Below are 23,258 nucleotides of genomic sequence, written 5' to 3'. Positions count from 1 at the left end.
AATGGTGGGTAATATAAGTTTTTCTTATGTTTATATATAAAAATTTAAGAATATTCTTATGTTAAATTCGAGAGTAAGATATATATAGAATAACATTCATCGTGATTTGAGGTGTATAAATGGTTATACAAATTATACTATTTAACGGTTTTGATGAATTAGATGCAATTGCTCCTTATGAAGTTTTAAAGCGTTCAAATGAAATAAAAGACTATTTTCAAGTAAGTCTTGTCACGTTAGATGGGCAAAAGGAAGTAAAAGGCTTTTATGGTTTGAAGGTAAATGTAGATGCTACAATCTCCATTGAAAAACGTCCAGATATGTTAATAGTTCCGGGGGGTGGATGGAATCATAAAGGGGAGCATGGTGCTCGAAAAGAAGCAGAGCTGGGTGTTTTACCTGAAATAATCAAACAATTTTATGAACAAGGTACGATTATTGGTGGTGTATGTACAGGTGGAATGTTAATGGCGGTTTGTGGGATAACAAAAGGTCGTACAACTACAATGCATCACCTAGCATCAAAAGAAATGGCCGCCCTAGGTTGTGAAGTGATCGGTGCAAGAATAGTAGATGATAATAAGTTACTTACTGCAAGAGGAGTCACGTCAGGTGTTGATTTGGCTTTATGGTTAATAGAACGGTTTGTTGGATCGGATGTAGCCTGTGCAGTGGAAAAGAGATTAGAGTATGAGAGAAGGGGAACGGTGTGGAAGACGAGTGCGAATGATAGCAATTAGACTATCATCTTTGTTTTAGCATAAGTTTTGTTTTGTCTGTATTTTAATAAGTTTGGAGGGAATTAGAAGTATACCTTACCAATAGGAAAATCTTGTGTAGTATATGTTACTTATCACTTTACATTCTTCTCGACAATAATTGAGTGTAAATTTATGTAGAAAGGGGCTTAATCATGATAGCTGTAAAACAGATAAACCCTGAAGACACTTATGAAATACGTAATGAAGTATTGCGCCCTCATCAAACAATAGAGGCATGTAAGTACGAGCATGATCATCATCATCAAACATTTCATTTAGGAGCTTTTGTAAATAACAGCATAGTAAGTGTAGCCTCGTTCTATAACGAGTGTCACCCGTTGATTGACGGTCATGTACAATATAGGCTAAGAGGGATGGCGACTTTGAAGAAATATAGAAATAATAATGCAGGTAGTAGTTTGATTAATTATGCAGAAGCATTGATGAATGAAAAAAATGTGGACTCTTGGTGGTGCAATGCACGTGTATCTGTATGTGATTACTACGGGAAATTAGGCCTTTTACCACAAGGTGATATATTTGAAATTTATCCAATTGGCCCTCATAAGTTGATGTATAAGGTTTTTTAATAAGGCTGTTTTCGTGCGGAATTGTGTTTTTTATACTAAAAAAACATGTATACAACTAGGTTTAAGGCATATTTTCTTCTGTACAGCGATGATTGTTGAGTAAAATGACGTTTTTATCTTCTATTTTAGGAACTATAGATTTTAAAATAGAAACAAAAAAAAATAAATAACCTTTGTTACAATTGCATTATTTTGAAAGTAATTTGAGAGAGTGGGCACAGATCAATCTAATCTACTATGATTTATCTCGTAAAGTGTTACAATAAACTTTAATTATCTGAATGTTCAAATAATCATGCTGATGAGGGGGGAGAAATATAATGAAAACAATCGGGCTGCTTGGTGGCATGAGCTGGGAATCATCCTCTATATATTACAAATTAATTAATGAAAGAGTAAAAGAAAAACTAGGAAAACATCATTCAGCAAAAAGTTTAATGTACTCTGTAGATTTTCAACATATCAAAGATCTTCAATTTGCTGGGAAATGGGATGAAGCGACTGACGAACTTATCAATGCGGCAAAGTGTATAGAAAAAGGTGGGGCAGATTTTTTACTTATTTGTACAAATACGATGCATAAAATGGCTGAGGATATCCAAACAGCAATTACAATGCCAGTGCTTCATATTGCAGATATGACGGGAGAAGCAATAAAGCAATGTGGGATAACAAAAATTGGACTATTAGCAACGAAGTTTACGATGGAGCAGGAATTTTATAAAGGGCGATTACAATCGAATGATAATATAGAAGTGATTGTACCTAATGAACGAGAGCGCAACATTATTCATGATGTTATCTATAATGAGCTTTGTTTAGGCAAAGTAAGGGATGAATCCAAGCGTCAATATGTAGAGATCATCGATAAGTTAATTGAGCAAGGAGCTGAAGGTATTATACTCGGTTGTACAGAAATAACGATGCTTATAAAGGAGCAAGACATATCAGTTCCTGTCTTTGATACGACGAAAATTCATGCTATTAAAGCAGCTGATCATGCTATGAATGAGGAATAAGAGCAATTAAAAAACTAGTAGATGAGATTTAGAGAAACTCATCAAAGTTATTGTTTGAGTAATTGATAAAGTTAAATATGATTGTACAATGTGACGTCTTTCTTGTGTAGAAGGGACGTCTTTTTATCATGGAAAAAGCAGTTGGGTTAAAGCTAAAGCTTGTCAAACTATTACTTATTTGCAAAAAGGCCTTAGTGGGAATTTACGATTATGCTATCCGATTGGCAGTTGAGACACATAAGCTAGCTTACCATCTGGTGTGAATAAAATAGTATTAGGCTGAAAATTAATTTGAACGGTAGCAATCACTGTATGGGTCTTAACATCAACGACAGAGACAAATCCCTCATTTATATTAATACTATTAGTCACATAAGCCAATTTTCCATCTGGTGTGAATATAACATCGGATTGTCCGAATGGAATCGAAATATTAGCAATAACTGAATGGGTTTTTACATCAATAACTGTCAAAGAGTTACCCGTAGTTTCATTTGTTACATAGGCTAGTTTACCGTCAGGGCTAAAATCAATAGTACCTGTTAAGATTTCTACAGGTATATTTGCTACGACTGAATGAGTTTTCACATCGATAACTGATACTGATACATCTCCTCTGTTAATGACATAAGCAAGCTTGCCATCAGGGGTAAATTTAACTCTAAATGGAGAATCACCAGCTACAATCGTTGCAATGACTGAGTGTGTATCTGTATCAATGGCAAAAACATTTGAGGTAGGAGAATTTCCTACAGCATAAACGATGTTACCATCAGGACTGAATGAAATATCTAATAAGTTATCAGTAACTGCAAATTCTATTGTGTCAATAAGTAAATGAGTTTTTACGTCAATAACAGATATTGTGTTTGGCTCTATTCCTTGAAAATCTTTATTGGTTACATAAGCAAGTTTGCCGTTTGGAGAAATATCTACGATAAAAGGGTTTCTACTTACTTGAATTGAAGAAATAAGTGAATGAGTATTTACATCGATTACGAAAATTTTCTTACTGAAAGGGTTAGTCACGTAAGCTAATTTGCCGTTAGGTGTAAATGCAACATCAATCGGATTATCATCAACTGGAACCGTAGCGATGATTGAATGAGTTTTCACATCAATAACAGATATTGAGTCAGGTAAAGTTGTTACATAAACTAGTTTTCCATCGGGAGTAATAGCCATCCCATAAGTATCAAAAAGACCAGTACCTACAGGGATTGTGGTTATCAAGCTATGTGTTTTCACATCAATGACAGCAATGGTCAATATGAATCACCTCTTCAAAAGTATGGATAATATAATCATATGAAGCTATAACTTGGTTTTTTCCAGTTCCTAGATTTTTTTGTAGGGGGCGAGCATAGCGCTTCAGAAGGAAGTAGCTATTGCAGAAAACTGTTAAATAGATGAAAAAAAGTTGATTCTCTGTTATGGTAGAGAGTCAACTTTTTTATCGTGGAGATGTCAGTTAAGACAATTAAATCCGATACTTGATTTTTTCAGTTGCTTTATAGGTAATAAATAACAACATATATATTGTAACGATTTTAGTTTTAAGGACGTCTAACAGTAGTAAATGTATTGAAACTAATATTTTGTTAGTTAGATTATTGATAATAAATGATGGGGTGTTTTGCTATCAGCAAAGATATTACACAAAAGAAGAGTAGAGACCCTTTTTTTGATAATGCAAAATTTTTTCTAGTTTTGTTGGTTGTATTTGGGCATTTAAGCAGTATGTTTAGGACGCAGAATGAATTTCTAAATGTAATGCTCAATTTCTTGGCTGCTTTTAGAATGCCTGCTCTAATATTGATTGCAGGATATTTTTCTAAAAGCTTTTATAAAAAGGGATTCATAAATAAGGTTATTAAAAAGACGCTATTTCCATATGTTTTATTCGAAATCATATATTCTTATTACAATTATGTATTATACGATTACGATACATTTCAACTGTCATTATTTATGCCAACGATGGGTATGTGGTTTTTGTTAAGTATGTTTTGTTGGAATTTAATGTTGTTTATATTTACGAAAATTCCATATTCACTCGTATGTGCTTTTCTATTTGGAATTGGAATTGGCTATGTAGATAGTGCAGAAGCATACTTTAGTATTTCAAGAACTTTTGTGTTCTTTCCGTTTTTCCTTATTGGCTATTATATGAAACCAGCATATTTCCATTGGGTAAAACAAAGTTATGGAAAGATCATATCTATTACATTATTTATTTTTTGTTTGGCTATATTTATAGTTTTGGATCCATCTACAATGAGAATGTACCTATTAGGTAAATATTCTTTTGATACTATTGGACATTCTGCTTTGTATGGGTCATTCTTTCGCATGATGGTTTATGTAGTTATGCTTTGTGGTATTATTTCTTTTTTACCTTGGGTTCCAAAAAAACAGATGTTTTTTACACCTTTAGGCCTTAGAACTTCGTACGTATTTATTTTGCATTTCTTTTTTATTAAATTTATTAAAACACTAGATTGGTACGCTGCTGGAAGTGTATGGAATATCATTGTTATTCCGTTATTAACGATAATCATCACATTTGGATTGAGTTCTAGGCCAGTCATGTTCTTGACAAGATCGGCTATTGAATGCAAATTTGTAACAAAGAATGTTAAGAAGCCATATGGTTCCGTTAACAAAGCGGCTTAGAGTATTGAATGAAAGTGTGGGAATATACCTTATTATTTTGGCAATGAAAGAGGCTGATACAATTACTTACATGTATCAGCCTCTTTGTTATTACAGTTTTATATTGACTGCCTTTTAGAATATTTTTTTAAATAATATTGGTGCATCGCAATGGCTTCTACTTTATTTATTTGAGCCGCACCACCGATATTTTGTACATCAATAAATATCCGACATGCTTTTTCGAGTACTTGACACGTAACGAATGCTTCGTCAATCGATCTGCCTACACAAATTGTACCGTGATTAGCTAATAGAGCACCATTTCTGCCTTTAAGTGCTTTAATAACGTTTTTTGTGAGTTTTTTTGTGCCTGATATAGCGTAGTCAGCCACTCTAATACTCGGCCCTACAATTTGTACCATATCATCTAATATTGGAGGGATTTCTTTACGAGCAGCGGCAACTGTACAACCGTGAAGGGAATGAGTATGAATTACGGAATTTACATTTTTTCTTTCCTTATATATTTCCGCATGTAATCCACGTTCTGTGGAAGGTTTTAGCTCACCTTCATATGTTAAATCCGCCAAATTGACAACGACCATATCATCAGGTGTTTGATCTGCATAATTTTTACCACTTGGTGTGATAACCATTGTATTCTCATCAACTCTTGCACTAATATTTCCCCAAGTTCCTTCTACAAGTCCGCTGGAAAGTAGTCTCTTTCCTGCGTCACAAACCATCTTCTTCACTTCAGTAACTTCCATTACATTTCCTCCTTATGTTCACTTGATAAAATCATCGTTGATTCATTTAATTTAGACGTCAGAAATAATCCAATTAACATTAAACCTATAAGTATGATCATGGCAGGTGTTAGTGAGTCAGTTGAGCTAACTCTAAATGCATCCATGCTATAAGTGAATATTACACCTGAAATTTGCCCCATTAGCATAAGCATGCCATAGGATGTACCTTCTGGGATTGGATTAGCGATCTCTGCGCCATATTGAAAAGCGATCGGTCCGACCCCCATCATGAAAAATCCTAGAAATGCACAAGACAGAAGGATTAAGCTATATTGGTGAAAAAAAGTAAGCCCAATAAAACCAGGTATAGATGCAATTAATGGAATGATTAATAGTAAACGACGTTGATGAATACGATCTGAAATAATTGGGAGGATAACAGCTCCAACGAGGCCTAATATAACTAATACACCGCCAGCGATACCTGCTTGTGAAGGGGTGATTCCTCTAGGACTAAGGATATTTTCAATCCATGTCATCACTGCATTGAATACGCCCATTACGATAAAAACACACGCCATTAACACGATAAAATCTCTTTTGTGTAACATTTGCTGTAACCCTTTAAATGAAAAGGTTTGTTCGGTCTCTTCAACGATACTTGGAGATGTCGGTGGATGCTCTTTGGATAAGATTAAAAATATGCAGGCAGAGATGAGCGCTACAATACCATATATGCTCAACATGCTTTCTAAGCCGTACTGGTCAGTAAGAATTGGGGTTAACACTAAGGCAATAATCATCCCGATATAAGTAGCCATAGATGCAATTCCTGTAGCGGTAGCCCTTTCATCAACAGGAAACCAACGTGCAGCTGCCTTTGTTATGGAATTTGTTAGAAATGGCTGACCGGTAGCAACACCGATTTGTGAAATAACTACTATCGTAAAGCTTGACGACATATACCCTCTTGATAGGCCAAATACAGCAGTAATAATAGCACCAACTGCAACAGCGATGCGAAAACCATACGTATCAACAAGCCAAGAAGCTGGTAAGGTCATTATGATATACACAACCATGAAACAAATTGATAAAAATGCAATGCTAAGGCTAGAAACGTTGTAATAATCTTCTGCGATACGAGTAATTGGAGCGAAAGTTAACCAAAATAAATTGGTTGTAGCAAGAATTGGAATCATTGAAACAAGAATAACCCATCTGTAACGGTAGACTTTAGGTTTTTCCATACCGACCTCCATATCATGTTTTATTAGGTAGATTTTCTAGTTACCTTTTCTATAACTTGGGTAGTATTGTGGAAATAGTAAACGATGTATACAGAAAAGAGTCTTCTGTTAGAATCGAGCCGAATTTAAATCGGCATAAGATTGTTTCAAAGAGTAGTAGATTGATTTATAGGAGGATAATAACTGACTATAAATTTGAGCATTTTGTACATTGGGTTCATAATGTTTATCCGTTTTTATTAAATTATTAACACAGTTAAAATCATCATAGATACCAAGTCCAATCGCTGCACAAATTGCTCCACCAACGGCACCGGCCATTTGTGGTTGTAACACTGTAGTGACAGGCTTTTGTGTTACATCTGATAATATTTGCATCCATTGGCTGTCAAGAGAGCCTCCTCCAATTAACTTTAATGTTGAAACATCAAACCCGTAATCACGTTTGAAGTTTTCTAAAATCCAACTTAAGTTGTAAGAGACACCTTCATAGACAGCTCTCATCATATGTTCCCTTGTATGTTCTAGGCTTATATTAAATAATGTGGCCCTAGTAGTAGTAGTACTCACTGGACATCTTTCTCCTAGCATCCAAGGTGTACAAACTAGATAGTCAGAACCAGGAGGGATTTTCTTAACATCTTCATCCATAAGATCAAATATATTATCAACATTCGGATCTTGCTGTTCGTGAGAGTAGAATTGATCAGCAATCCATTGGATACAAGATCCAGCAGCTTCAGTAATACCCACAACATGAGCCATGTTGGGATCAGCACTTTGAATAACAGCAGCACCATTTTTATGCTTTAAGTTTTTTGAAGTTGAAACACATACCCATGCAGAAGTCCCGAGGTAAATATGGGCTTCCCCTTCACCAACTGCATTGGCACCAACTGCAGCACTTTGCACGTCATCACAACCACCGAAGACAGGGGTCCCTTGAAGCAATCCCATTGCATCAGCAGCCTCTTTAGTAAGGCCACCAACATTATCTATTGAGCGCACAAGAGGTGGAAGTTTATTCGTATCAATACCGCAAAGTTGAAAGAAGAACTTTAACCAATCTTTTTTCTTTAAGTCAAACCCATAGGATGATGCACCAGACCATTCAATGACTGGATTGCCGGTTGATTTAAATTTAAGAAAGCCATTTACGTCTAAAAAATACTTCGTTTCATGATATACCGTAGGTTCCTTTTCTTTGATCCATAGAAGTTTTGGGATCACATCTTTGCCCATTAATTTTACGCCAACAACCGCTTTAAAAAGCTGTTCCCCTAGAAGTTTCCTCATAATTCTTTTTGCTTGCAGTTCAGCTCGACCATCTACCCACGATATATTAGGTCGTAATACTTGACCATCGCTATTAATTGGTATTATACCCATTGCTTGAGTCGTGAAAATGATTCCTAATACTTCTTGTGGTGATACGCTTGCTAATTCTAACACTTGTTTTGTCGTTTTAATGATTGCGTTCCAATAGTCTTCAGGTTGTTGCTCTACCCAATTTGGGTGTGGTGTGAGTAAAGGATAGGAAGCAGTAGCACTAGCAATGATTTTTCCGTTTGTATTTACAAGAACTGTTTTATTGGAACTCGTACCTACATCATGAGAAATTAAGTATTTCCCCCCCATACAAAACCTCCACTAATAGATTAAAGGCTACATTCGTATTGATTTGTGTTACTAAGAAATACACCGTAGCCAATTAAATTACAGCATCTTTTCTTCTACTGATAATTTTTCGATCTTGTAATGACAATAAGTAATGAATGCTACAAAGTTCATGATAAAGAGTTTGGAAAATAATAGATTCCTGTAGTTGTAAGCGCAGTGGTGATGCATATTTTACTTTTAATATGGAGTCATGGTAGATGAAGGTGGCATAAACAGTACTGAAAATTCAGAAAAATACACATAATAGAAAAGCCTCTAACTATATTATATATGCTATTCCAAATATGGAAATAGTTTTTTCTGAGAAAAGTATACCTTAGTACGATTTAATAATCAAGTATATAATTAGAATATATTTTATATTCAGACTTTACAATAAAAATAGACTGATATATAATACCGTTATTAGGAAAAGGCTGTTTTCGTATTAAGGAATAAACACGTATCCTCATCTTAAATACAATGATTATCCTATACAAACCCATTGAATACTTAAGAAATTAGTAGCTTCAATGTATACGAAAAGAGCCTAGGAAAAAGCGTAACTAGGAGGAAAAAACATTAACAATCATAGTTCGTATAACCTATCCAGGCGAGAGCGTAAGAAAATGAAAACCACAACAAATATTCTCAAGTCAGCACGTTATTTATTCCGAGATAAAGGCTATGAGAAAACATCAATAGAAGACATTACAGAAATGTCAGATATCGCAAAGAGTACTTTTTTTAAGCATTTTCCGAATAAAGAAAGTTTGTTGATTGGAATTGCAGAAGAAGAAGTAGCTGATCTATTAGATTTAATGGACGACCCACTTTATAAATCCTCGCAAACAATTGAAAAGATTAGAACCATTATGCTTAGACTTCTAGAAGATTCTTTACCCTATTTACAGCTTACAGGGCGTGTAGTTTTCTCATCAATTATTAATAAAAGTGATAAAGAAACTCCTTACTTGCAAATTAGAAGAATATTAGAAAACTTAATTAGAGAAAGTCAGGAAAAAGGTGAGATCAAAGCAACTTTTTCACAAAGTGAGATCGTTACGTTAATTATGGGTAGTTATTATGGGCTCTTATTCAGGTGGCTTGAAGAAGATTCTAAAGTAGGTGCAACTTCGGAATTAGATCACATTTTAGATATGATTTTTAAAGGAATTACCGAAGAATAAAGGGGTGTCTTTCTATGGAAAAGAAAGGATACGCAATCTCAACATGGCACGATACAGCGGAAATTTACAACAAACTTGATCATTTAATGCAACAGCCGATGAGGCCGATTAAACGTGAAGCGATGAAAGAATATCTAGATTACTATGAAACTAAATGTAGTAAATCTAAAGAAATGATTACAGAGGCAAAAAAATATATTCCTGGTGGTGTACAGCATAATTTAGCGTTTAATTATCCATACCCTATTGTCGTAAACAAAGCAGAAGGAGCTTATTTGTGGGATATTGATGGAAATAAATATATTGATTTTCTACAATCAGGTGGGCCCATTATTTTGGGGAGTAATTATAAACCAGTTAGAGAAAAAGTAATTGAATTATTAAATGATTGTGGACCTGTTACTGGACTATTCCACGAATATGAATTTAAGCTTGCAAAGTTAATTAATAAACACATGCCTGCAGTAGAAATGTTTCGTATGCTAGGAAGTGGTACAGAAGCCGTTATGGCTTCAATCAGAATTGCTAGACTTGCAACAGGGAAGAAAAAGGTTGTCAAAATTGGCGGTGCGTATCATGGCTGGAGTGACCAAATGGTTTATGGATTAAAGATCCCAGGTACAGGGAGATTTGAAGCACACGGTATACCTCGAGCAAGTACTAGGCATACGCAAGAAGTAAAACCAAATAACTTAGGTGCATTAAGAAGGCAGCTACAGCTTAATAAGCTAAAGGGCGGTACAGCTTGTGTAATAGTTGAACCAGTTGGTCCAGAGAGCGGTACGAGACCGATATACAAAGATTATAATCATGAAGTTCGCAAACTTTGTGATGAGTTTGGTGCTCTGCTCATATTCGATGAGGTTGTAACGGGTTTTCGCATAGGATTAGGAGGAGCTCAAGGCTATTTTGATGTAAAACCAGATTTGACGGTATTTGGAAAAGTAATTGCTGGTGGTTATCCAGCTGCGGGCGGTGTTGGAGGTCGCAAGGATTTAATTGAACGACTTGCTGCAGGTTTGGAGAGTGGTAAAAAAAGAGCATATGTTGGCGGAACATTAGCTGCAAATCCGTTAAGTGCGCTTGCTGGCTACTATACAATACTAGAAATTGAAAAAACAAACGCATGTGAAGTTGCAGGGAGGGCAGGGGATCGTTTAACGAAGGGGCTTAATGAACTTATTAATAAGTATAATCTACCTTTTGTCGCCTTTAACCAAGGATCTATATGCCATCTAGAAACTGCGGCAGCGATGTTTGTCAAATTAGGAATCAATATTTTAAGTGCACTCGGTGAAATTAAAAAACGGAAGCACATGATGGAGGAGATGGGTGCTGCTTATATGGCGGAAGGAATCGTTTCGCTGGCAGGTAGCAGACTATATACTAGCTTGGCAGATACTGATGAAGTGATTGATGATGCACTTAATCGTTTTGAGCGAGTTTTTCAAAAAATTGAAGGTGCGCATGTTTAACTATTAATTGGATGAAAATAAGATGAATATGAGGGGTGTCTTATAATTAGCGTTTCCATTAACAAAGAGACACCTTTTTTGTATGTAGATCATTTAATTTGTGCTTATGTAATAACTAGCGTTATCGTAGTTTATAACAAATAAAAGACAAATTTAGGAGCAACAACGATGAAATTTTATATAGCATCAAGTTTTAAGAATATTGAACGTGTTAAGTATGTGAGTGAAAAACTAATAGCTAAAGGCTATACTCAAACGTATGATTGGACTAAAAATAACAGGGCATCGACTATTGATCAGCTTAGGCATATTGGTCAAAAGGAGAAAGATGCAGTATGTGAAGCTGATTTTTTAGTAGTTTTATTCCCAGCAGGGAAAGGTAGTCATGTTGAATTAGGTATTGCACTAGGCAGAGGGAAAAAGGTTTATCTTTATTCAGAAAGTGAAGATATAAATGACTTTGAAACTACAACTACCTTTTATCACTTAAATGGCATAGAGAAATGTATAGGTACTATAGATGATTTAATAAGGCTGGTTTCGGCGTAGGTTGTTGTTTTTCATACTAAAATAATAAACACGTATACAACTAAATTTCTTGGCATCTTTTTTCTATAAAACGATGGCTGTTACGTAAAACGACACCTTTATCTTCAAGTTTAGGAACAATAACACAAAGTTTATGAAAAAACGCCTTTAACAAATACATAGCAAGTTCATCATAACAAGCTTTTTATTACTGGTTTCATTAGTGAAGCTAGTTTAGATAAAGCGAGTTTGTCTGGAGGACGAAAATGGAATTATTGCAAATAGCAGAAGAAATGGGAGCAATCTATAAACAAAATCCAAAAGTGGAAGCGATTATTTTGGCGGGATCAGTGTCAAGGAATTTACATGATGAACACTCAGATATTGAATTGCATATATTGTGGAAGACGCCTCCAGAAGATAAAGATCGTAAAAAGCCAATAGAACAAGTAAATGGAAGAATATTGTCCTACTATCCTTTTGAAGAGGAAGAGTGGTCTGAATCCTATGTAATAAATGCTGGAGTAAAATTAGAAATAAGTAACTTTTTAACGACCACAGTTGAAAATATTATTTCTGACATAGTAGATAACCATGAAATTGATTATGTAAAGCAATGCCTAGTAGCATCGGTAAATGATGGAGGAAGTATATATGGTCATAACATAATAGCATCATTAAAGAATAGAGTTGCAAAGTATCCGTTAGAGTTAGCTAAACGAATGATTTCTGAAAACCTATCGTTTAGTAACAAGTGGGCTAATCGACATGCACTTTTATATCGTCAAGATTGGCTTATGCTATATGAGGTAATTTGTGAAATTCAAAAGAATTTGTACGGTGTGTTGTTCGGTTTAAATAATATATATGTTCATCATCCTGCTTTCAAATGGATGAACTACAATATTAAATCCATGCACCTTAAACCTCAAAATCTATATAACAGAATGACAACTATTCTTGTTGGAAGTCCAAATAACAGTGTGGTGGAATTGGAAAAATTAATTGAAGAGATCATTGATTTAATAGAGGAACAAATACCAGAATTAGATATTAGTAAACAAAAAGAACGTATTGGTTATGTGAAATAAAAGACTAAAAAGGAACTTTATTGGGCAAGCAGAGAATTAGGATAAGTGTAATAGTAATACTAATTCTAATACTTTATTGATATTAAGCTAGTATTTTCTTGACACCTTTCTTAATGAGGAAGAGTGTTTTTTACTTAAAACAGTAAGTGAGCTCACCTTTTCGTAGAGCTGTTGTCGAATGACCATTCCACTACATATTGAAGGGCTAAAAATATACATTTTTAGGCCTTCAATTCCTCTTATTATTATACTTTCCAATAATTTGTCATTAAATCTCTTGACCATCTCGGCTGTTTAATTGTTCCTTTAGGTAAAAACTCTTCCATAACAGGCTTGATGTCTATGATTGGTGTGTTATGAATTGCATCTAGGCCTGTCACAAACAGTGTCATGCCTTCTCGTTTCACTAACTTCACAGTAGTTAAGCCAAGTTTGTTCGGGCGGTCTTTACCACGCTGAGCAAAGATGCCGACCTTTGGATAGTTCTGATTATTGCGGGGGTGTCTTGCTGAGAAGTGGGTATGACTATCAGCTACCTTATCGAATAAAAAGATGACGTCAACGTGAGAAAATTCTTCAATTCCTAATAAGCTCTCTTCTGAAAACTCTTCTGTTAATTCTATTAATGATAAAACATCTCCCCAATTGTCATCTGCTATTTTTTCTCTATTATTTTTAACGTAAGCGATCGGCTTAAATGAATACATATTTTCTCCTTTCTAACATCATAATTTTAATGGATTACTCCTAGACTGTTGTCGAGTTATTGATATGTACGTAATTGGAACGCGTAGCTGTAGTTCATGCTGTTTTCGCTTAGATATTAGTACGACATTAAGAGTTTAATCAAACGTTTGTTTAAATGAGGGTTTGGGTAATGGTATCAAGATATTATGTTATATAAATACATAATTGCGTTATATTAGTAATTATATTAAAATTTAAATAATTATGAAATATGTATGACCTAACAATAATACATTACAGGAGCTAAGTTCAATGTGAGAGGAAGTTTAATTCTAATCTAAAAAATGAATAGAAGTTTGTTAGAGGTGTTAGGATGTCCAAGAATAGAAACTTTCTACTGTTATGGTTAGGTCAACTCGTTTCGATATTTGGAAATCGTTTTAGTGAGCTTGTCATACCATTAATTATTTTACATGTGACAGACTCACCGTTGAAGGCCGGAGTTGTTGCGGTAAGTACTCACATTGCACCGCTATTATTTTCTATACCAGCAGGTGTTTGGATTGAGCAAAGGTCAAAGAAAACAGTTGCGTTAGTAAGTGAGCTTATTCGAGCATTGACGATGTTTATGTTAGTTGCCACCATATTTTTCGGAACGTTTAATTTATGGTTTGTATCTGGTATCCTGCTATTGACTGGTCTAGCAGGAGTTTTCTTTCGAATTTCATTTAATGCGATGCTACCACGTGTAGTACAACGTCAAAATTTAGTTGATGCACATAATTATTTGGAAGGTGCAGATGCGGTAAGTACTTTAGTAGGTCCTGCTCTGGCAGGTATTGCTTTAACAGTAATTGGTGGAGCATGGACGCTAAGCATTGATGCTTTTTCATTTTTACTATCTTTCATTGCAATATATTTTCTCGTTGTAAAAGAGCCAGTTGAAAAGGCTGTTCGTAACGAGAGTGGAAAACAGAAGATCAATGAGGGGCTACAAGGTGTTAGGTTTTTGTTTGGAAATCGTCTTCAAAGGTTTATAACACTTAATCATACTGTGCTAAACTTTTCATCCTATGCAGTCGTTTTATTGGTCATTGTATATGCTTCACAGGTTTTACACTTAAATGATGCACAAACGGGGCTGCTGCTCTCAGCAGCTGGATTAGGGAATATATTTGGTGTTATTCTCATGCGTAAAGTGAAATTAGTGAACTGGAATGTACTATATGGAAGCCTTATATTTATATCTGGAATAGGAGTTTTATTAATTGTATTATCAACCAGTTTTGTTCCTGCATTTATTGGGATGTTCATCTTTGATGGTGCATTGTCGATGGCATTCGTTATTAACGGTGCAGGTAGACAAACAGTTACTCCAACAACTTATTTGGCAAGGGTAAGTAGCGCTGGGTTACTTATTTCAAGTTTAGTAGCAATTGTAGCTAATCTGTTTGCTGGTGGAATCGCGCAATTTGTTAACGCAAATTTAGGACTTGTAATCTGTTCAATGATCTTAGTGATGAATGGTCTCATAGCATATAACCAGAGGAGCTTAAATAAACCCGTTTCTACCTTTGAAACGAGTAATGAATTAATATAAAACATATTGTACTTATAATGAACGGAGTGAAATGAATGTAGGTGACTACCCCAAACTAATAAAATTTGAAACTACAAAGGGGTAGTAAAAATGAAAAGTAAATCATTTAAGTATTTATGGATAGGTCAATCATTTGCAGATGTTGGCGATGTCCTTTATATTGTTGCGCTAATATCTTTACTATACAGTTCCACTGGCTCGCCATTCTATTTAGCCTTCTTACCTTTTGCAATTACTTTTGCCAGGTTTATAAGTGGAATTTTTGCACCAATATTAATTAATCGTTTAAAGTTAAAATCATTACTAGTAAGCTCTCAAGTAATTAAAACAGTGTTGTTATTATTATTGTCGCTTTATGTGTATATGCAAATTGAAGCGATGTCTCCATTTATTGTTATCACATTTGCTTTTACCATTTCTTTCTTTGATGGATGGGCAAATCCGGCTCGGGATGCTATGTTACCGAGGCTTGTAAGTTCTAAAGAACTGGTTAGAGCAAATAGCTTTCTTGCAAGTGTAGATCAGATTATACAGTTAGGTGGCTGGGCTTTCGGAGGCATTTTGGTAGCAGCAATAAGTGGCTCATATGTGATATGGCTGACCTTGTTGTTATATTTAGTGTCGACATTGATGATGTTTGGTATTATTGACGAAACTCGGCACGAAATAAGTAAGGATAAAGAGGAAGCCTTTTGGTATGTGCTAAAAGAAGGATGGGCAATCATTTGGAGGAATCCTTCTCTTAGAAATATTCATGTTATGCTGTTTATAGAATCAATTGCTCATGTAGTATGGATTGCTGCTATTCTTTACGTGTTCGTCTATGAAGTCTTACAAGAATCTGAAAAATGGTGGGGCTATATTAATGTAAGTTTCTTTGTCGGTCTTTTAATTGGCAGTGTAGTTGGAATGAAATTCTCTACTATGATCGAAAAACATATGACAAAGACAATTATTATGACATCATTTGTAGTAAGTGTCATTCCATTTCTTTTTGGTGCTAATTCAAATGCTTGGATTGCTCTTATTATATCAGCTATGTTTGGATTATTTGAACAAATAAAGGGAATCAGCTTACAAACAGGCATACAACAAAGTACCTCTGCAGATATGTTACCAAAGGTATACGCAGCTCAAAGTGCGTTAACTGCGATAACATTTGGTCTATCAACACTATTTTTTGGTTACATTTCAGAGCAATACAATATAAGGGTTGTTTTTATTTTAGCAGGTATATTATTGGTTATGTCAGCAATATATGCGCTGAAAAATAAAAATTCCTTAGAGGTGAAGAAGGTAGATTAATAGTATAAATCTTTCATGAAAAGGTTAAAAGCTGTTGTTATGGGTATGTACACCATAGCAACAGCTTTATTTATCATTGAAAAATTCATATGAAAAAAGATTGAAACTATATATTTATTGGAATGATGCCTGAAATTACACATATAGGAATAAACCTTAGGATTTTGTAATCCATCTTCTTTTATTTTTACATGATATCCTTCTAGCATAAATATTAAGCAATTCGTTTATTTTCTATTGATGCTTTAATTCTCGGTTTACCTGATAGGGTGAAATATGTCCAAATACGTATCATTTTTTCGAATGGTCCAGATCTGAATCTCTTTAAGTATAGGTAACTAAGGGAAACCTGTAAGGAGTAAATGATGATGCCGAGGAAAAACGCATTAACTATTCCTAGTTTTCCAAATAAGCCGAAACCATAACCATAAAAGATAGTTGTACAGATAACAGTTTGTAGTAAGTAATTTGTCATTGATAACTTGCCAACAGCTTCAAATGACTTAAATAGTAAAGTACCTTGCTTATAACCGAGTGCCATTAAATAAATATAGCCTAGTGATAACATATTTGCCCCGAGTAATGAACCAATACCGACCCAAGATTGATTTGGAATAATGTAAACTAAGCTTTTTAGTAATAGACCGATTGGTACAAAAAATAGTGCGTATTTAATATATAAATCTTGTTCTTTTGCTGGATCTGTGAAGCGTTGTTTCTTTGCGGCGTACATCCCAAGCAAGAATAAAGGTGCCGAAGCAATAGGCGCTAATAATAATAAAACAATGTACATATAATCAGGTAAATTAAGCGGGTCAACGTTGTTTCTATGATATGTTATTTCATTATAAGTACCACTACCATAAATCTCAAATGTATCTTTTACGTATTGTTCTAAAATAGCTTTGTCTTCAATAGTTCCAGATTCATTTCCATACCCGAAGAGTGAGGTAAGTAACAGTAAAATTATTCCCCATACTAGGACAGTCTTACTCTTTCGATTCATAAACAATAAGAGAAAAAACCCCATCATTCCATATAAGAGTAGAATGTCACCTTCCCATAACAATGTACTGTGCACTAGGCCAATAGCTCCCAAGAATATAAAACGACGCACGAAATGTCTTTTTACTTTGAGTTCCTTTCTCTCTAAACTTTCTTTCATTTTAATCATCCCATATCCAAATAAAAATGTGAAAATGGGCATAAAACTACCCTCGATGAATATTTTTATCAACTTATATGCAAATAAATCTGTTGCTGATAACGAAAGAAGTGATATTTCATCTTTTCCAAATAAACCATATTGAAAGATTAGTAGGTTCGCCATTAATATTCCAAATAAACTAAAGCCCCTTATACCATCGATCATATTTACTCGGTTGTTTATCGTCATTGTAGTTCCCCCTTGCTCAGTTTTATAAATATAGCATAATTGATATTCCTTACTGCATATGAAACAGCACCTTATTTTTATCTTAATTATTAGGTATCGCGTTAAGATTCTCGTAAGGTTAACATGGTAATATTAAGACGAGGTGGATAATCATGGTGGAAAATTCGAGGGTATTAATTGTTGATGATGAGAAATCTATCGTAAAAATGCTAGAAATGGTGTTGATGAAGGAAGGATTTAATCTAATCTTTAAAGCTCATACTATTAATGAAGCAATGGTTATTTTAGAGCAAGAACAAGTAGATTATATTGTGCTAGACGTAATGCTTCCAGATCAATCAGGGTTTGAAGCATTGCCAAAAATAAAAACAATGACAAATGCTCATATATTATTTTTAACTGCAAGGACATCTGATTTAGATGTATTAACAGGCTTTGCGATTGGTGGTGACGATTACGTTACAAAACCATTTAATCCGTTAGAGATTGTTGCTAGAATAAAAGCGGCTAATAGAAGGAGTGGAAATCAACTAACAACAAGTAGTTCAGAGCGTAAAAATTTATATGATTTTGGTTTTTTTATGTTAGATGAGATGACAAAAGAGCTCAATGTAAATGGAGAGGTTGTGTCATGTCCTCCACAAATCTATCGTTTACTCCAATTCTTATGTGAGAATCCTAATCGTGTGTTTTCAAAAGAAGAGTTATTTGAAAAGGTGTGGGGTCTTGATACGATGGTTGATGATAATACTGTTATGGTTCATATTAGGAGATTAAGGGAGAGAATCGAGCCTGATCCTAGTAATCCTCGCTTCCTCGTAACTGTTCGTGGATTAGGATATAAGCTTATGAAGGAGCAAAAGAAATGAAGTTGAAATCAAAGTCGATAAAACGAAGGTTTGCGTTTCAATTTACATTTCAATATATTACGCTTGTGTTGTTTATATTTGTTGTATTAGTTATTTTCCTCTTAATATTTTATCGTTTTATGGCCTTATCAGAAATTCGTAGTAATTATCCAATAGGTGTTCTTGACTCGATACATACAGAAACTAGTATTGCTGACGGTAAAGTAGAATTTTCAACCGATTGGCATCGAGAGTTAGCTAAGAAGAATATGTGGTTGCAAATTGTTAATCTTGATGGTGAAGTCATGTATGCAATTAATACACCGTCACATGTAAATGATAAATATACGATTAATGATCTTGTTCAAATAGAAGAGGCTAATCAATATGAAACATATAAAGTTTATTATAAATACGACGCTACTTTCTTTGATGATCCGTATTTGTTTTTATTAGGATATGAAGATAAAAACTTGGAGCTGTTGGAGTCATGGGTGAATCAATTTTCTTCCAATGAAGCACTAGCAAAAGAAGCAAAATTCCATCTAGATAAGGTGTTAGCAGAAATGGATGGCTATCTCCAGATATTAAATAATGATGGTGAAATTGTACAATCAATTGGTCAGAAGGACGATGCTCAAACATACAAGCCTTTAGACGTCTTAGGTAGAAAATTACAACCCGGAAACTACGAAACTGATGCAGTCATCTACCATGACAATAAGTGGGATACGACTTGGATGTTGCATTTGAATAAAAACGATGATGAAGTCATTCAATTAATTTTTATAAAAAAGGCTATTTTAACATTAGTCATTATGGGTGGTGTGCTACTATTTTTAGCTATAGCCTTAACTGGATGGCATGCGTTTCGCTATGGTCAACCACTACACATTTTTATAAGCTGGTTAGAAAGAATGGGTCATGATGAATACACTCAGGTATTTACCGATAAGGAAAGACAAAAGATATTTAATAAAAAAGGAAAGGTTCGTTACCGATACAGATTATACCAAGAAGTGATACAAGCCTTTTATGATGTCACTGAAAAGCTATCAGAATCTGTGAGAGAACGAAAACGACTTGAAAAAGTGAGAGAGGAATGGATGACAGGTATTTCCCATGATTTAAGAACGCCATTATCAACGATTCAAGGGTACGGTCACATACTTGAAAGTGGAGAATACGAATGGAGTTCAAATGAGCTTCAAGAAGTTGGTGCCATGGTAAGAGAAAAAGGTGACTATATGTTAAACCTCATCCAGGATTTTTCGTTAGTGTTTCAGCTTAAAAATGACACACTTCCGTTAACTTTAGAACCAATAAACATTGTTGAAATTATTGAACATACTTTAAAGAAATTCAGCAAAGATGTGACCCTTGGTCAAAATACTATAAATGGTAAGTACAGTCAGCCCAATATAGAAATTTTAGGTGATCGAAAATGGCTTCTGAGAATGCTAGATAACTTAATATATAATTCGATCAAACACAACCCACCTGGTATTTCAATTGTAGTGAAAGTTGAAAATAAACTGAATCAAACATTTGTTCAAATTATTGACAATGGACAAGGTATGGATGAAGAAACGAAGCAAAATTTGTTTGAAAGGTATTACAGAGGAACGAATACAGACGAACAGATAGAAGGAGTTGGGTTAGGGATGAGTATTGCAAAAGAAATTGTAAACTCTCATCATGGCGATATTAAGGTTGAATCAACAGTTGAGGTAGGAACTAAAATTACGTTAATTTTCCCTATATACTCTACTGAGTAAATGTATTAACAGCATGTACGATTTATAACATACGCTGAATGAGCTTATGATTAGTAAATCAAAAATCTCCATAGTCATTATATCTTCTAGCCTCAGGATAAAGGTCCTGAGGCTACTGTTATATCTTCCCCTTCCACAAAAACTTACTCTTTTGAGGGACAACGTTTAGTTGAAAGTATATAAAAAACATCGTGTTGCATTATCTATATATACGATAGATCATCTAAGGGTAGTCGAAATAATACAAGTAGCATCGATATTTTACATTTTTAAACATTCTGAAAAAAGATATAATCAACCTTAACAATTCTTGGTAGCCTTTTAATGATGACAAGTAAGTGAATGATCTAAGAAAACTCTATGTAATTAACTCAATATAAAATTGGTAATTCAAATGTAACAATTGAAACTTTTGTATTGACATATACCATACAGGGGTATAGTATATAGTTAAAGAGGTGATTGAAATGGATATTGATTGTCAAGCCATGATGGGGAAGGATACTTATCTTCACTCTTAATAAAAGGGTGTTTTCACATTAATTGTTTTGTTCTAAGTATAGGCCGGTATACATTAAGCATTCGTGGCTCTTTTCTATCTTCATAAATGTTGATCTCTATCTAAGAATAGCAACAAAGTTTACGAAAAGAGCCTAATAAATATGAATAAAAATGAGGTCACATATGGAGGTAAATAACATGGAAGTTACTTTGAAAAAGCCAATAGTAAGTAAGAATGAAAGAAAAATAGCAATGACTCTGTTTTTAATTGGGATATTCATGGGGGCACTTGACCACGGTATCGTTGGTCCTGCTCTAAGCTCAATTGTCTTCACTTATAATATTGATACCTCGTGGGGAGTCTGGAGCTTTACGATATATACATTATTATTTGCAGTAAGTATACCCCTCATGGGTAAATTCTCTGATCGATTCGGGAGGAAGTTAATCTTTATAGTTGGTATTGGACTATTTGGCATTGGATCATTGTTTGCTGCATTAGCACCTAACTTTGTTCTGTTTTTAATAGGGCGAAGTATTCAAGCTATTGGAACAGGTGGAATATTTCCAATAACTGCAGCATTTATAGCGGTAAGTTATCCAGAAGAAACTCGTGCAAAGGCTATGGGGATGATAGGACTCATATTTGGATTCGGAAGCATTCTCGGCCCAATGGTAGGAGGATATATCATTCAAAACTTTGATTGGCAGTGGATATTTTTAATCAATGTTCCAATTGCAATTCTAGTGGTAGTACTCATGAGTTTTGTGAAGATACAACAACAAATAGTAAAAAATCCAATTGATTATAAAGGTATTATGCTTCTGACAGCTATCATTCTGTCAATCATGCTTGGGATTACAACAGTAAATATATATGTCCTAATTATAGGTGTCATATTAATACCAATTATGATATTCGTAGAAAAAACTGTACCAGATCCAATTATTAAAATACATTTCTTTAAACAAAAGAATACTCTTATAATTTTATTCTACTCAGCGGCATCAGGGGTAATTATGGCCTCTACAATTAATTTATTACCTATATTTATAGAAACTGAGATGATGATTACCAAAGCAAGTGCAGCTTTAGGTGTTGCTCCATTAGCTATTACATCAATGATTGCCTCAGTAGTTGGAGGTCAAATGGTTACAAAAATTGGGGCAAAGAAAGTATTGTTTATTGGCTTTCTTCTGACAACCATTGGAACACTGTTGTTAATAAACCCTATAAATTATAGCTATGTTTTAGTAGTTGCTGCGATTATTGGCTTTGGGATTGGAATTATTATCGGTGCTCCTTTAAATATTTTGATTATACAAGAGACACCTATATCTGAGGCTGGTACATCAGTAGGATTTCTTAGTTTATTCAGATCTCTTGGATCAACTGTCGGTCCAACAATTGCAGGAATAATGATTGCTTCTTCTGCAGATGGTTTTGCTTATATTAGTATCTTTTTAGCTAGTGTTTCCATCATTTCATTAATCGTATTCGCAATTTTTAAAAAATAATAGAAAGGTAGATATTTATGACTGATAAATTAATTCTTGAACTTTATACAAGGCCTACATGCTCAGATTGCCAACAAGCGAAGCAATTTCTTGCATTACATCAGATCCCGTATGTTGATAAAGATGTTAGTAAAGATTTGAAACTAGAAGATGATTTGAAGACTATTTCTGGTACAAGAATTGTTCCTTCCTTCGTCTTTTATAAAAAAAATATATGGGGTAAGATAAAAATTCACAAAAATATTATTGGTTTTGAACCAAATAAACAGGAGATTATGGAGCTGTTAAATGTACCAGTAGTACAATAAAAATTTTTATAGTGTTAGTGTAGTTTCGTAGTTTGTAATATATAAATCATTAAATGGAGATGATCAATATGAGTGGATTAACAGAATTAATAGCAAATCCTGCTCAAGAACAAATACAATTAGGTATAACAGGGATGACATGTGCATCATGTTCTACACGAATTGAAAAAATGTTAAACAAAATGGACGGTGTAGAGGCGAATGTTAATTTAGCAATGGAATCGGCAACAATTAAGTATAATGCTAATACAGTGAAGCCAGAAGATGTAGTGTCAACAATTAATAAACTCGGCTACGGTGTACAGACTGAGAAGGTAGATCTTGATATATACGGCATGACATGT

The 23,258-nt window shown here is 34.3% G+C and carries 21 protein-coding genes; 15 read left to right on the top strand and 6 right to left on the bottom strand.

From position 1 onward, the window contains the following. Positions 1 to 119: 119 nt before the first annotated feature. From SLH52_RS17765 to SLH52_RS17755, 3 genes are all read left to right on the top strand, one after another. On the top strand, positions 120 to 740 hold the full coding sequence (locus SLH52_RS17765) for a DJ-1/PfpI family protein (protein ID WP_320210610.1): 621 nt from the start codon (positions 120 to 122) through the stop codon (positions 738 to 740). A 173-nt stretch (positions 741 to 913) separates the two neighbouring features. Further along, a complete protein-coding gene (locus tag SLH52_RS17760; protein ID WP_320210609.1) occupies positions 914 to 1,351 on the top strand; it encodes a GNAT family N-acetyltransferase in 438 nt (145 codons plus the stop codon). Positions 1,352 to 1,671: 320 nt separating this feature from the next. Next, positions 1,672 to 2,370, top strand: a complete 699-nt coding sequence (locus SLH52_RS17755) for an aspartate/glutamate racemase family protein (protein WP_320210608.1) — start codon at positions 1,672 to 1,674, stop codon at positions 2,368 to 2,370. Positions 2,371 to 2,583: 213 nt separating this feature from the next. Here SLH52_RS17755 and SLH52_RS17750 read toward each other — a convergent pair whose 3' ends face one another. Continuing rightward, entirely contained in the window at positions 2,584 to 3,639 is a 1,056-nt protein-coding gene (locus SLH52_RS17750) for a cytochrome D1 domain-containing protein (protein WP_320210607.1), read from the bottom strand. 354 nt (positions 3,640 to 3,993) lie between these two features. On the opposite strand from SLH52_RS17750, the gene SLH52_RS17745 reads away from it, so the two are divergent. Next, positions 3,994 to 5,046: an acyltransferase family protein gene (locus SLH52_RS17745; protein ID WP_320210606.1), complete on the top strand. Its 1,053-nt coding sequence runs from the start codon at positions 3,994 to 3,996 to the stop codon at positions 5,044 to 5,046. A 98-nt stretch (positions 5,047 to 5,144) separates the two neighbouring features. Here the strand turns inward: SLH52_RS17745 and SLH52_RS17740 are convergent, their stop codons facing one another. The 3 genes from SLH52_RS17740 to SLH52_RS17730 all read right to left on the bottom strand — a co-directional run bounded on the left by SLH52_RS17740 (position 5,145) and on the right by SLH52_RS17730 (position 8,668). Next, entirely contained in the window at positions 5,145 to 5,798 is a 654-nt protein-coding gene (locus SLH52_RS17740) for a class II aldolase/adducin family protein (RefSeq protein ID WP_320210605.1), read from the bottom strand. Further along, on the bottom strand, positions 5,798 to 7,030 hold the full coding sequence (locus SLH52_RS17735; protein WP_320210604.1) for an MFS transporter: 1,233 nt from the start codon (positions 7,028 to 7,030) through the stop codon (positions 5,798 to 5,800). The genes SLH52_RS17740 and SLH52_RS17735 overlap by 1 nt, the downstream gene beginning before the upstream one ends. 108 nt (positions 7,031 to 7,138) lie before the next feature. Then, the gene (locus SLH52_RS17730) at positions 7,139 to 8,668 is read right to left on the bottom strand and encodes an FGGY-family carbohydrate kinase (RefSeq protein ID WP_320210603.1); all 1,530 of its coding nucleotides are present in this window, start codon (positions 8,666 to 8,668) and stop codon (positions 7,139 to 7,141) included. A 650-nt stretch (positions 8,669 to 9,318) separates the two neighbouring features. Here SLH52_RS17730 and SLH52_RS17725 point away from each other — a divergent pair. The 4 genes from SLH52_RS17725 to SLH52_RS17710 all read left to right on the top strand — a co-directional run bounded on the left by SLH52_RS17725 (position 9,319) and on the right by SLH52_RS17710 (position 12,973). Then, positions 9,319 to 9,879, top strand: coding sequence for a TetR/AcrR family transcriptional regulator (locus tag SLH52_RS17725; RefSeq protein WP_214484163.1), 561 nt, complete (start codon positions 9,319 to 9,321; stop codon positions 9,877 to 9,879). Positions 9,880 to 9,893: 14 nt separating this feature from the next. After that, positions 9,894 to 11,354, top strand: coding sequence for an aspartate aminotransferase family protein (locus SLH52_RS17720; RefSeq protein ID WP_320210602.1), 1,461 nt, complete (start codon positions 9,894 to 9,896; stop codon positions 11,352 to 11,354). 168 nt (positions 11,355 to 11,522) lie between these two features. Further along, a complete protein-coding gene (locus tag SLH52_RS17715; RefSeq protein WP_320210601.1) occupies positions 11,523 to 11,903 on the top strand; it encodes a nucleoside 2-deoxyribosyltransferase in 381 nt (126 codons plus the stop codon). A 245-nt stretch (positions 11,904 to 12,148) separates the two neighbouring features. Then, a complete protein-coding gene (locus tag SLH52_RS17710) occupies positions 12,149 to 12,973 on the top strand; it encodes a DUF4037 domain-containing protein (RefSeq protein ID WP_320210600.1) in 825 nt (274 codons plus the stop codon). A gap of 245 nt (positions 12,974 to 13,218) precedes the next feature. On the opposite strand, the gene SLH52_RS17705 is transcribed toward SLH52_RS17710, so the two are convergent. After that, positions 13,219 to 13,680 (bottom strand): SAM-dependent methyltransferase, encoded by a 462-nt coding sequence (locus tag SLH52_RS17705; protein WP_320210599.1) that lies wholly within the window; start codon positions 13,678 to 13,680, stop codon positions 13,219 to 13,221. Positions 13,681 to 14,033: 353 nt separating this feature from the next. Between SLH52_RS17705 and SLH52_RS17700 the strand changes: the two genes are divergently transcribed. Continuing rightward, positions 14,034 to 15,260, top strand: a complete 1,227-nt coding sequence (locus SLH52_RS17700; protein WP_320210598.1) for an MFS transporter — start codon at positions 14,034 to 14,036, stop codon at positions 15,258 to 15,260. 90 nt (positions 15,261 to 15,350) lie between these two features. Further along, complete coding sequence (locus SLH52_RS17695; protein ID WP_320210597.1) at positions 15,351 to 16,565, top strand: MFS transporter; 1,215 nt, start codon at positions 15,351 to 15,353, stop codon at positions 16,563 to 16,565. Positions 16,566 to 16,779: 214 nt separating this feature from the next. Here the strand turns inward: SLH52_RS17695 and SLH52_RS17690 are convergent, their stop codons facing one another. Further along, positions 16,780 to 17,961: a DUF418 domain-containing protein gene (locus SLH52_RS17690; protein ID WP_320210596.1), complete on the bottom strand. Its 1,182-nt coding sequence runs from the start codon at positions 17,959 to 17,961 to the stop codon at positions 16,780 to 16,782. Between the two features lie 155 nt (positions 17,962 to 18,116). Between SLH52_RS17690 and SLH52_RS17685 the strand changes: the two genes are divergently transcribed. The 5 genes from SLH52_RS17685 to SLH52_RS17665 form a co-directional block, all read left to right on the top strand. After that, a complete protein-coding gene (locus SLH52_RS17685) occupies positions 18,117 to 18,830 on the top strand; it encodes a response regulator transcription factor (RefSeq protein WP_320210697.1) in 714 nt (237 codons plus the stop codon). Further along, positions 18,827 to 20,587 carry a HAMP domain-containing sensor histidine kinase gene (locus tag SLH52_RS17680; RefSeq protein WP_320210595.1) on the top strand — a complete coding sequence of 587 codons (1,761 nt, stop codon included), beginning with the start codon at positions 18,827 to 18,829 and terminating at the stop codon, positions 20,585 to 20,587. Before SLH52_RS17685 ends, SLH52_RS17680 begins: the two co-directional genes overlap by 4 nt. A 699-nt stretch (positions 20,588 to 21,286) precedes the next feature. Beyond that, positions 21,287 to 22,606: an MFS transporter gene (locus SLH52_RS17675; RefSeq protein ID WP_320210594.1), complete on the top strand. Its 1,320-nt coding sequence runs from the start codon at positions 21,287 to 21,289 to the stop codon at positions 22,604 to 22,606. A 17-nt stretch (positions 22,607 to 22,623) separates the two neighbouring features. After that, positions 22,624 to 22,914, top strand: coding sequence for a glutaredoxin family protein (locus SLH52_RS17670; RefSeq protein ID WP_320210593.1), 291 nt, complete (start codon positions 22,624 to 22,626; stop codon positions 22,912 to 22,914). A 68-nt stretch (positions 22,915 to 22,982) separates the two neighbouring features. Further along, a partial coding sequence (locus SLH52_RS17665; RefSeq protein ID WP_320210592.1) for a heavy metal-associated domain-containing protein occupies positions 22,983 to 23,258 on the top strand: 276 nt, incomplete at its 3' end.

The organism is Cytobacillus sp. IB215665 (genome assembly GCF_033963835.1).
Classification (GTDB): domain Bacteria; phylum Bacillota; class Bacilli; order Bacillales; family SM2101; genus Nanhaiella.
This window is presented reverse-complemented; position numbering and strand designations above follow the sequence as displayed.

What these genes read in the sequence shown, in the direction of transcription:
- SLH52_RS17715 (WP_320210601.1), top strand. Translation starts at nt 11,523, where the DNA reads ATGAAATTTTATATAGCATCAAGTTTTAAGAATATTGAACGTGTTAAG.
- SLH52_RS17695 (WP_320210597.1), top strand. Translation starts at nt 15,351, where the DNA reads ATGAAAAGTAAATCATTTAAGTATTTATGGATAGGTCAATCATTTGCA.
- SLH52_RS17690 (WP_320210596.1), bottom strand. Translation starts at nt 17,961, where the DNA reads ATGACGATAAACAACCGAGTAAATATGATCGATGGTATAAGGGGCTTT.
- SLH52_RS17720 (WP_320210602.1), top strand. Translation starts at nt 9,894, where the DNA reads ATGGAAAAGAAAGGATACGCAATCTCAACATGGCACGATACAGCGGAA.
- SLH52_RS17730 (WP_320210603.1), bottom strand. Translation starts at nt 8,668, where the DNA reads ATGGGGGGGAAATACTTAATTTCTCATGATGTAGGTACGAGTTCCAAT.
- SLH52_RS17680 (WP_320210595.1), top strand. Translation starts at nt 18,827, where the DNA reads ATGAAGTTGAAATCAAAGTCGATAAAACGAAGGTTTGCGTTTCAATTT.
- SLH52_RS17745 (WP_320210606.1), top strand. Translation starts at nt 3,994, where the DNA reads ATGATGGGGTGTTTTGCTATCAGCAAAGATATTACACAAAAGAAGAGT.
- SLH52_RS17760 (WP_320210609.1), top strand. Translation starts at nt 914, where the DNA reads ATGATAGCTGTAAAACAGATAAACCCTGAAGACACTTATGAAATACGT.
- SLH52_RS17670 (WP_320210593.1), top strand. Translation starts at nt 22,624, where the DNA reads ATGACTGATAAATTAATTCTTGAACTTTATACAAGGCCTACATGCTCA.
- SLH52_RS17735 (WP_320210604.1), bottom strand. Translation starts at nt 7,030, where the DNA reads ATGGAAAAACCTAAAGTCTACCGTTACAGATGGGTTATTCTTGTTTCA.
- SLH52_RS17700 (WP_320210598.1), top strand. Translation starts at nt 14,034, where the DNA reads ATGTCCAAGAATAGAAACTTTCTACTGTTATGGTTAGGTCAACTCGTT.
- SLH52_RS17725 (WP_214484163.1), top strand. Translation starts at nt 9,319, where the DNA reads ATGAAAACCACAACAAATATTCTCAAGTCAGCACGTTATTTATTCCGA.
- SLH52_RS17765 (WP_320210610.1), top strand. Translation starts at nt 120, where the DNA reads ATGGTTATACAAATTATACTATTTAACGGTTTTGATGAATTAGATGCA.
- SLH52_RS17675 (WP_320210594.1), top strand. Translation starts at nt 21,287, where the DNA reads ATGGAAGTTACTTTGAAAAAGCCAATAGTAAGTAAGAATGAAAGAAAA.
- SLH52_RS17710 (WP_320210600.1), top strand. Translation starts at nt 12,149, where the DNA reads ATGGAATTATTGCAAATAGCAGAAGAAATGGGAGCAATCTATAAACAA.
- SLH52_RS17755 (WP_320210608.1), top strand. Translation starts at nt 1,672, where the DNA reads ATGAAAACAATCGGGCTGCTTGGTGGCATGAGCTGGGAATCATCCTCT.
- SLH52_RS17705 (WP_320210599.1), bottom strand. Translation starts at nt 13,680, where the DNA reads ATGTATTCATTTAAGCCGATCGCTTACGTTAAAAATAATAGAGAAAAA.
- SLH52_RS17740 (WP_320210605.1), bottom strand. Translation starts at nt 5,798, where the DNA reads ATGGAAGTTACTGAAGTGAAGAAGATGGTTTGTGACGCAGGAAAGAGA.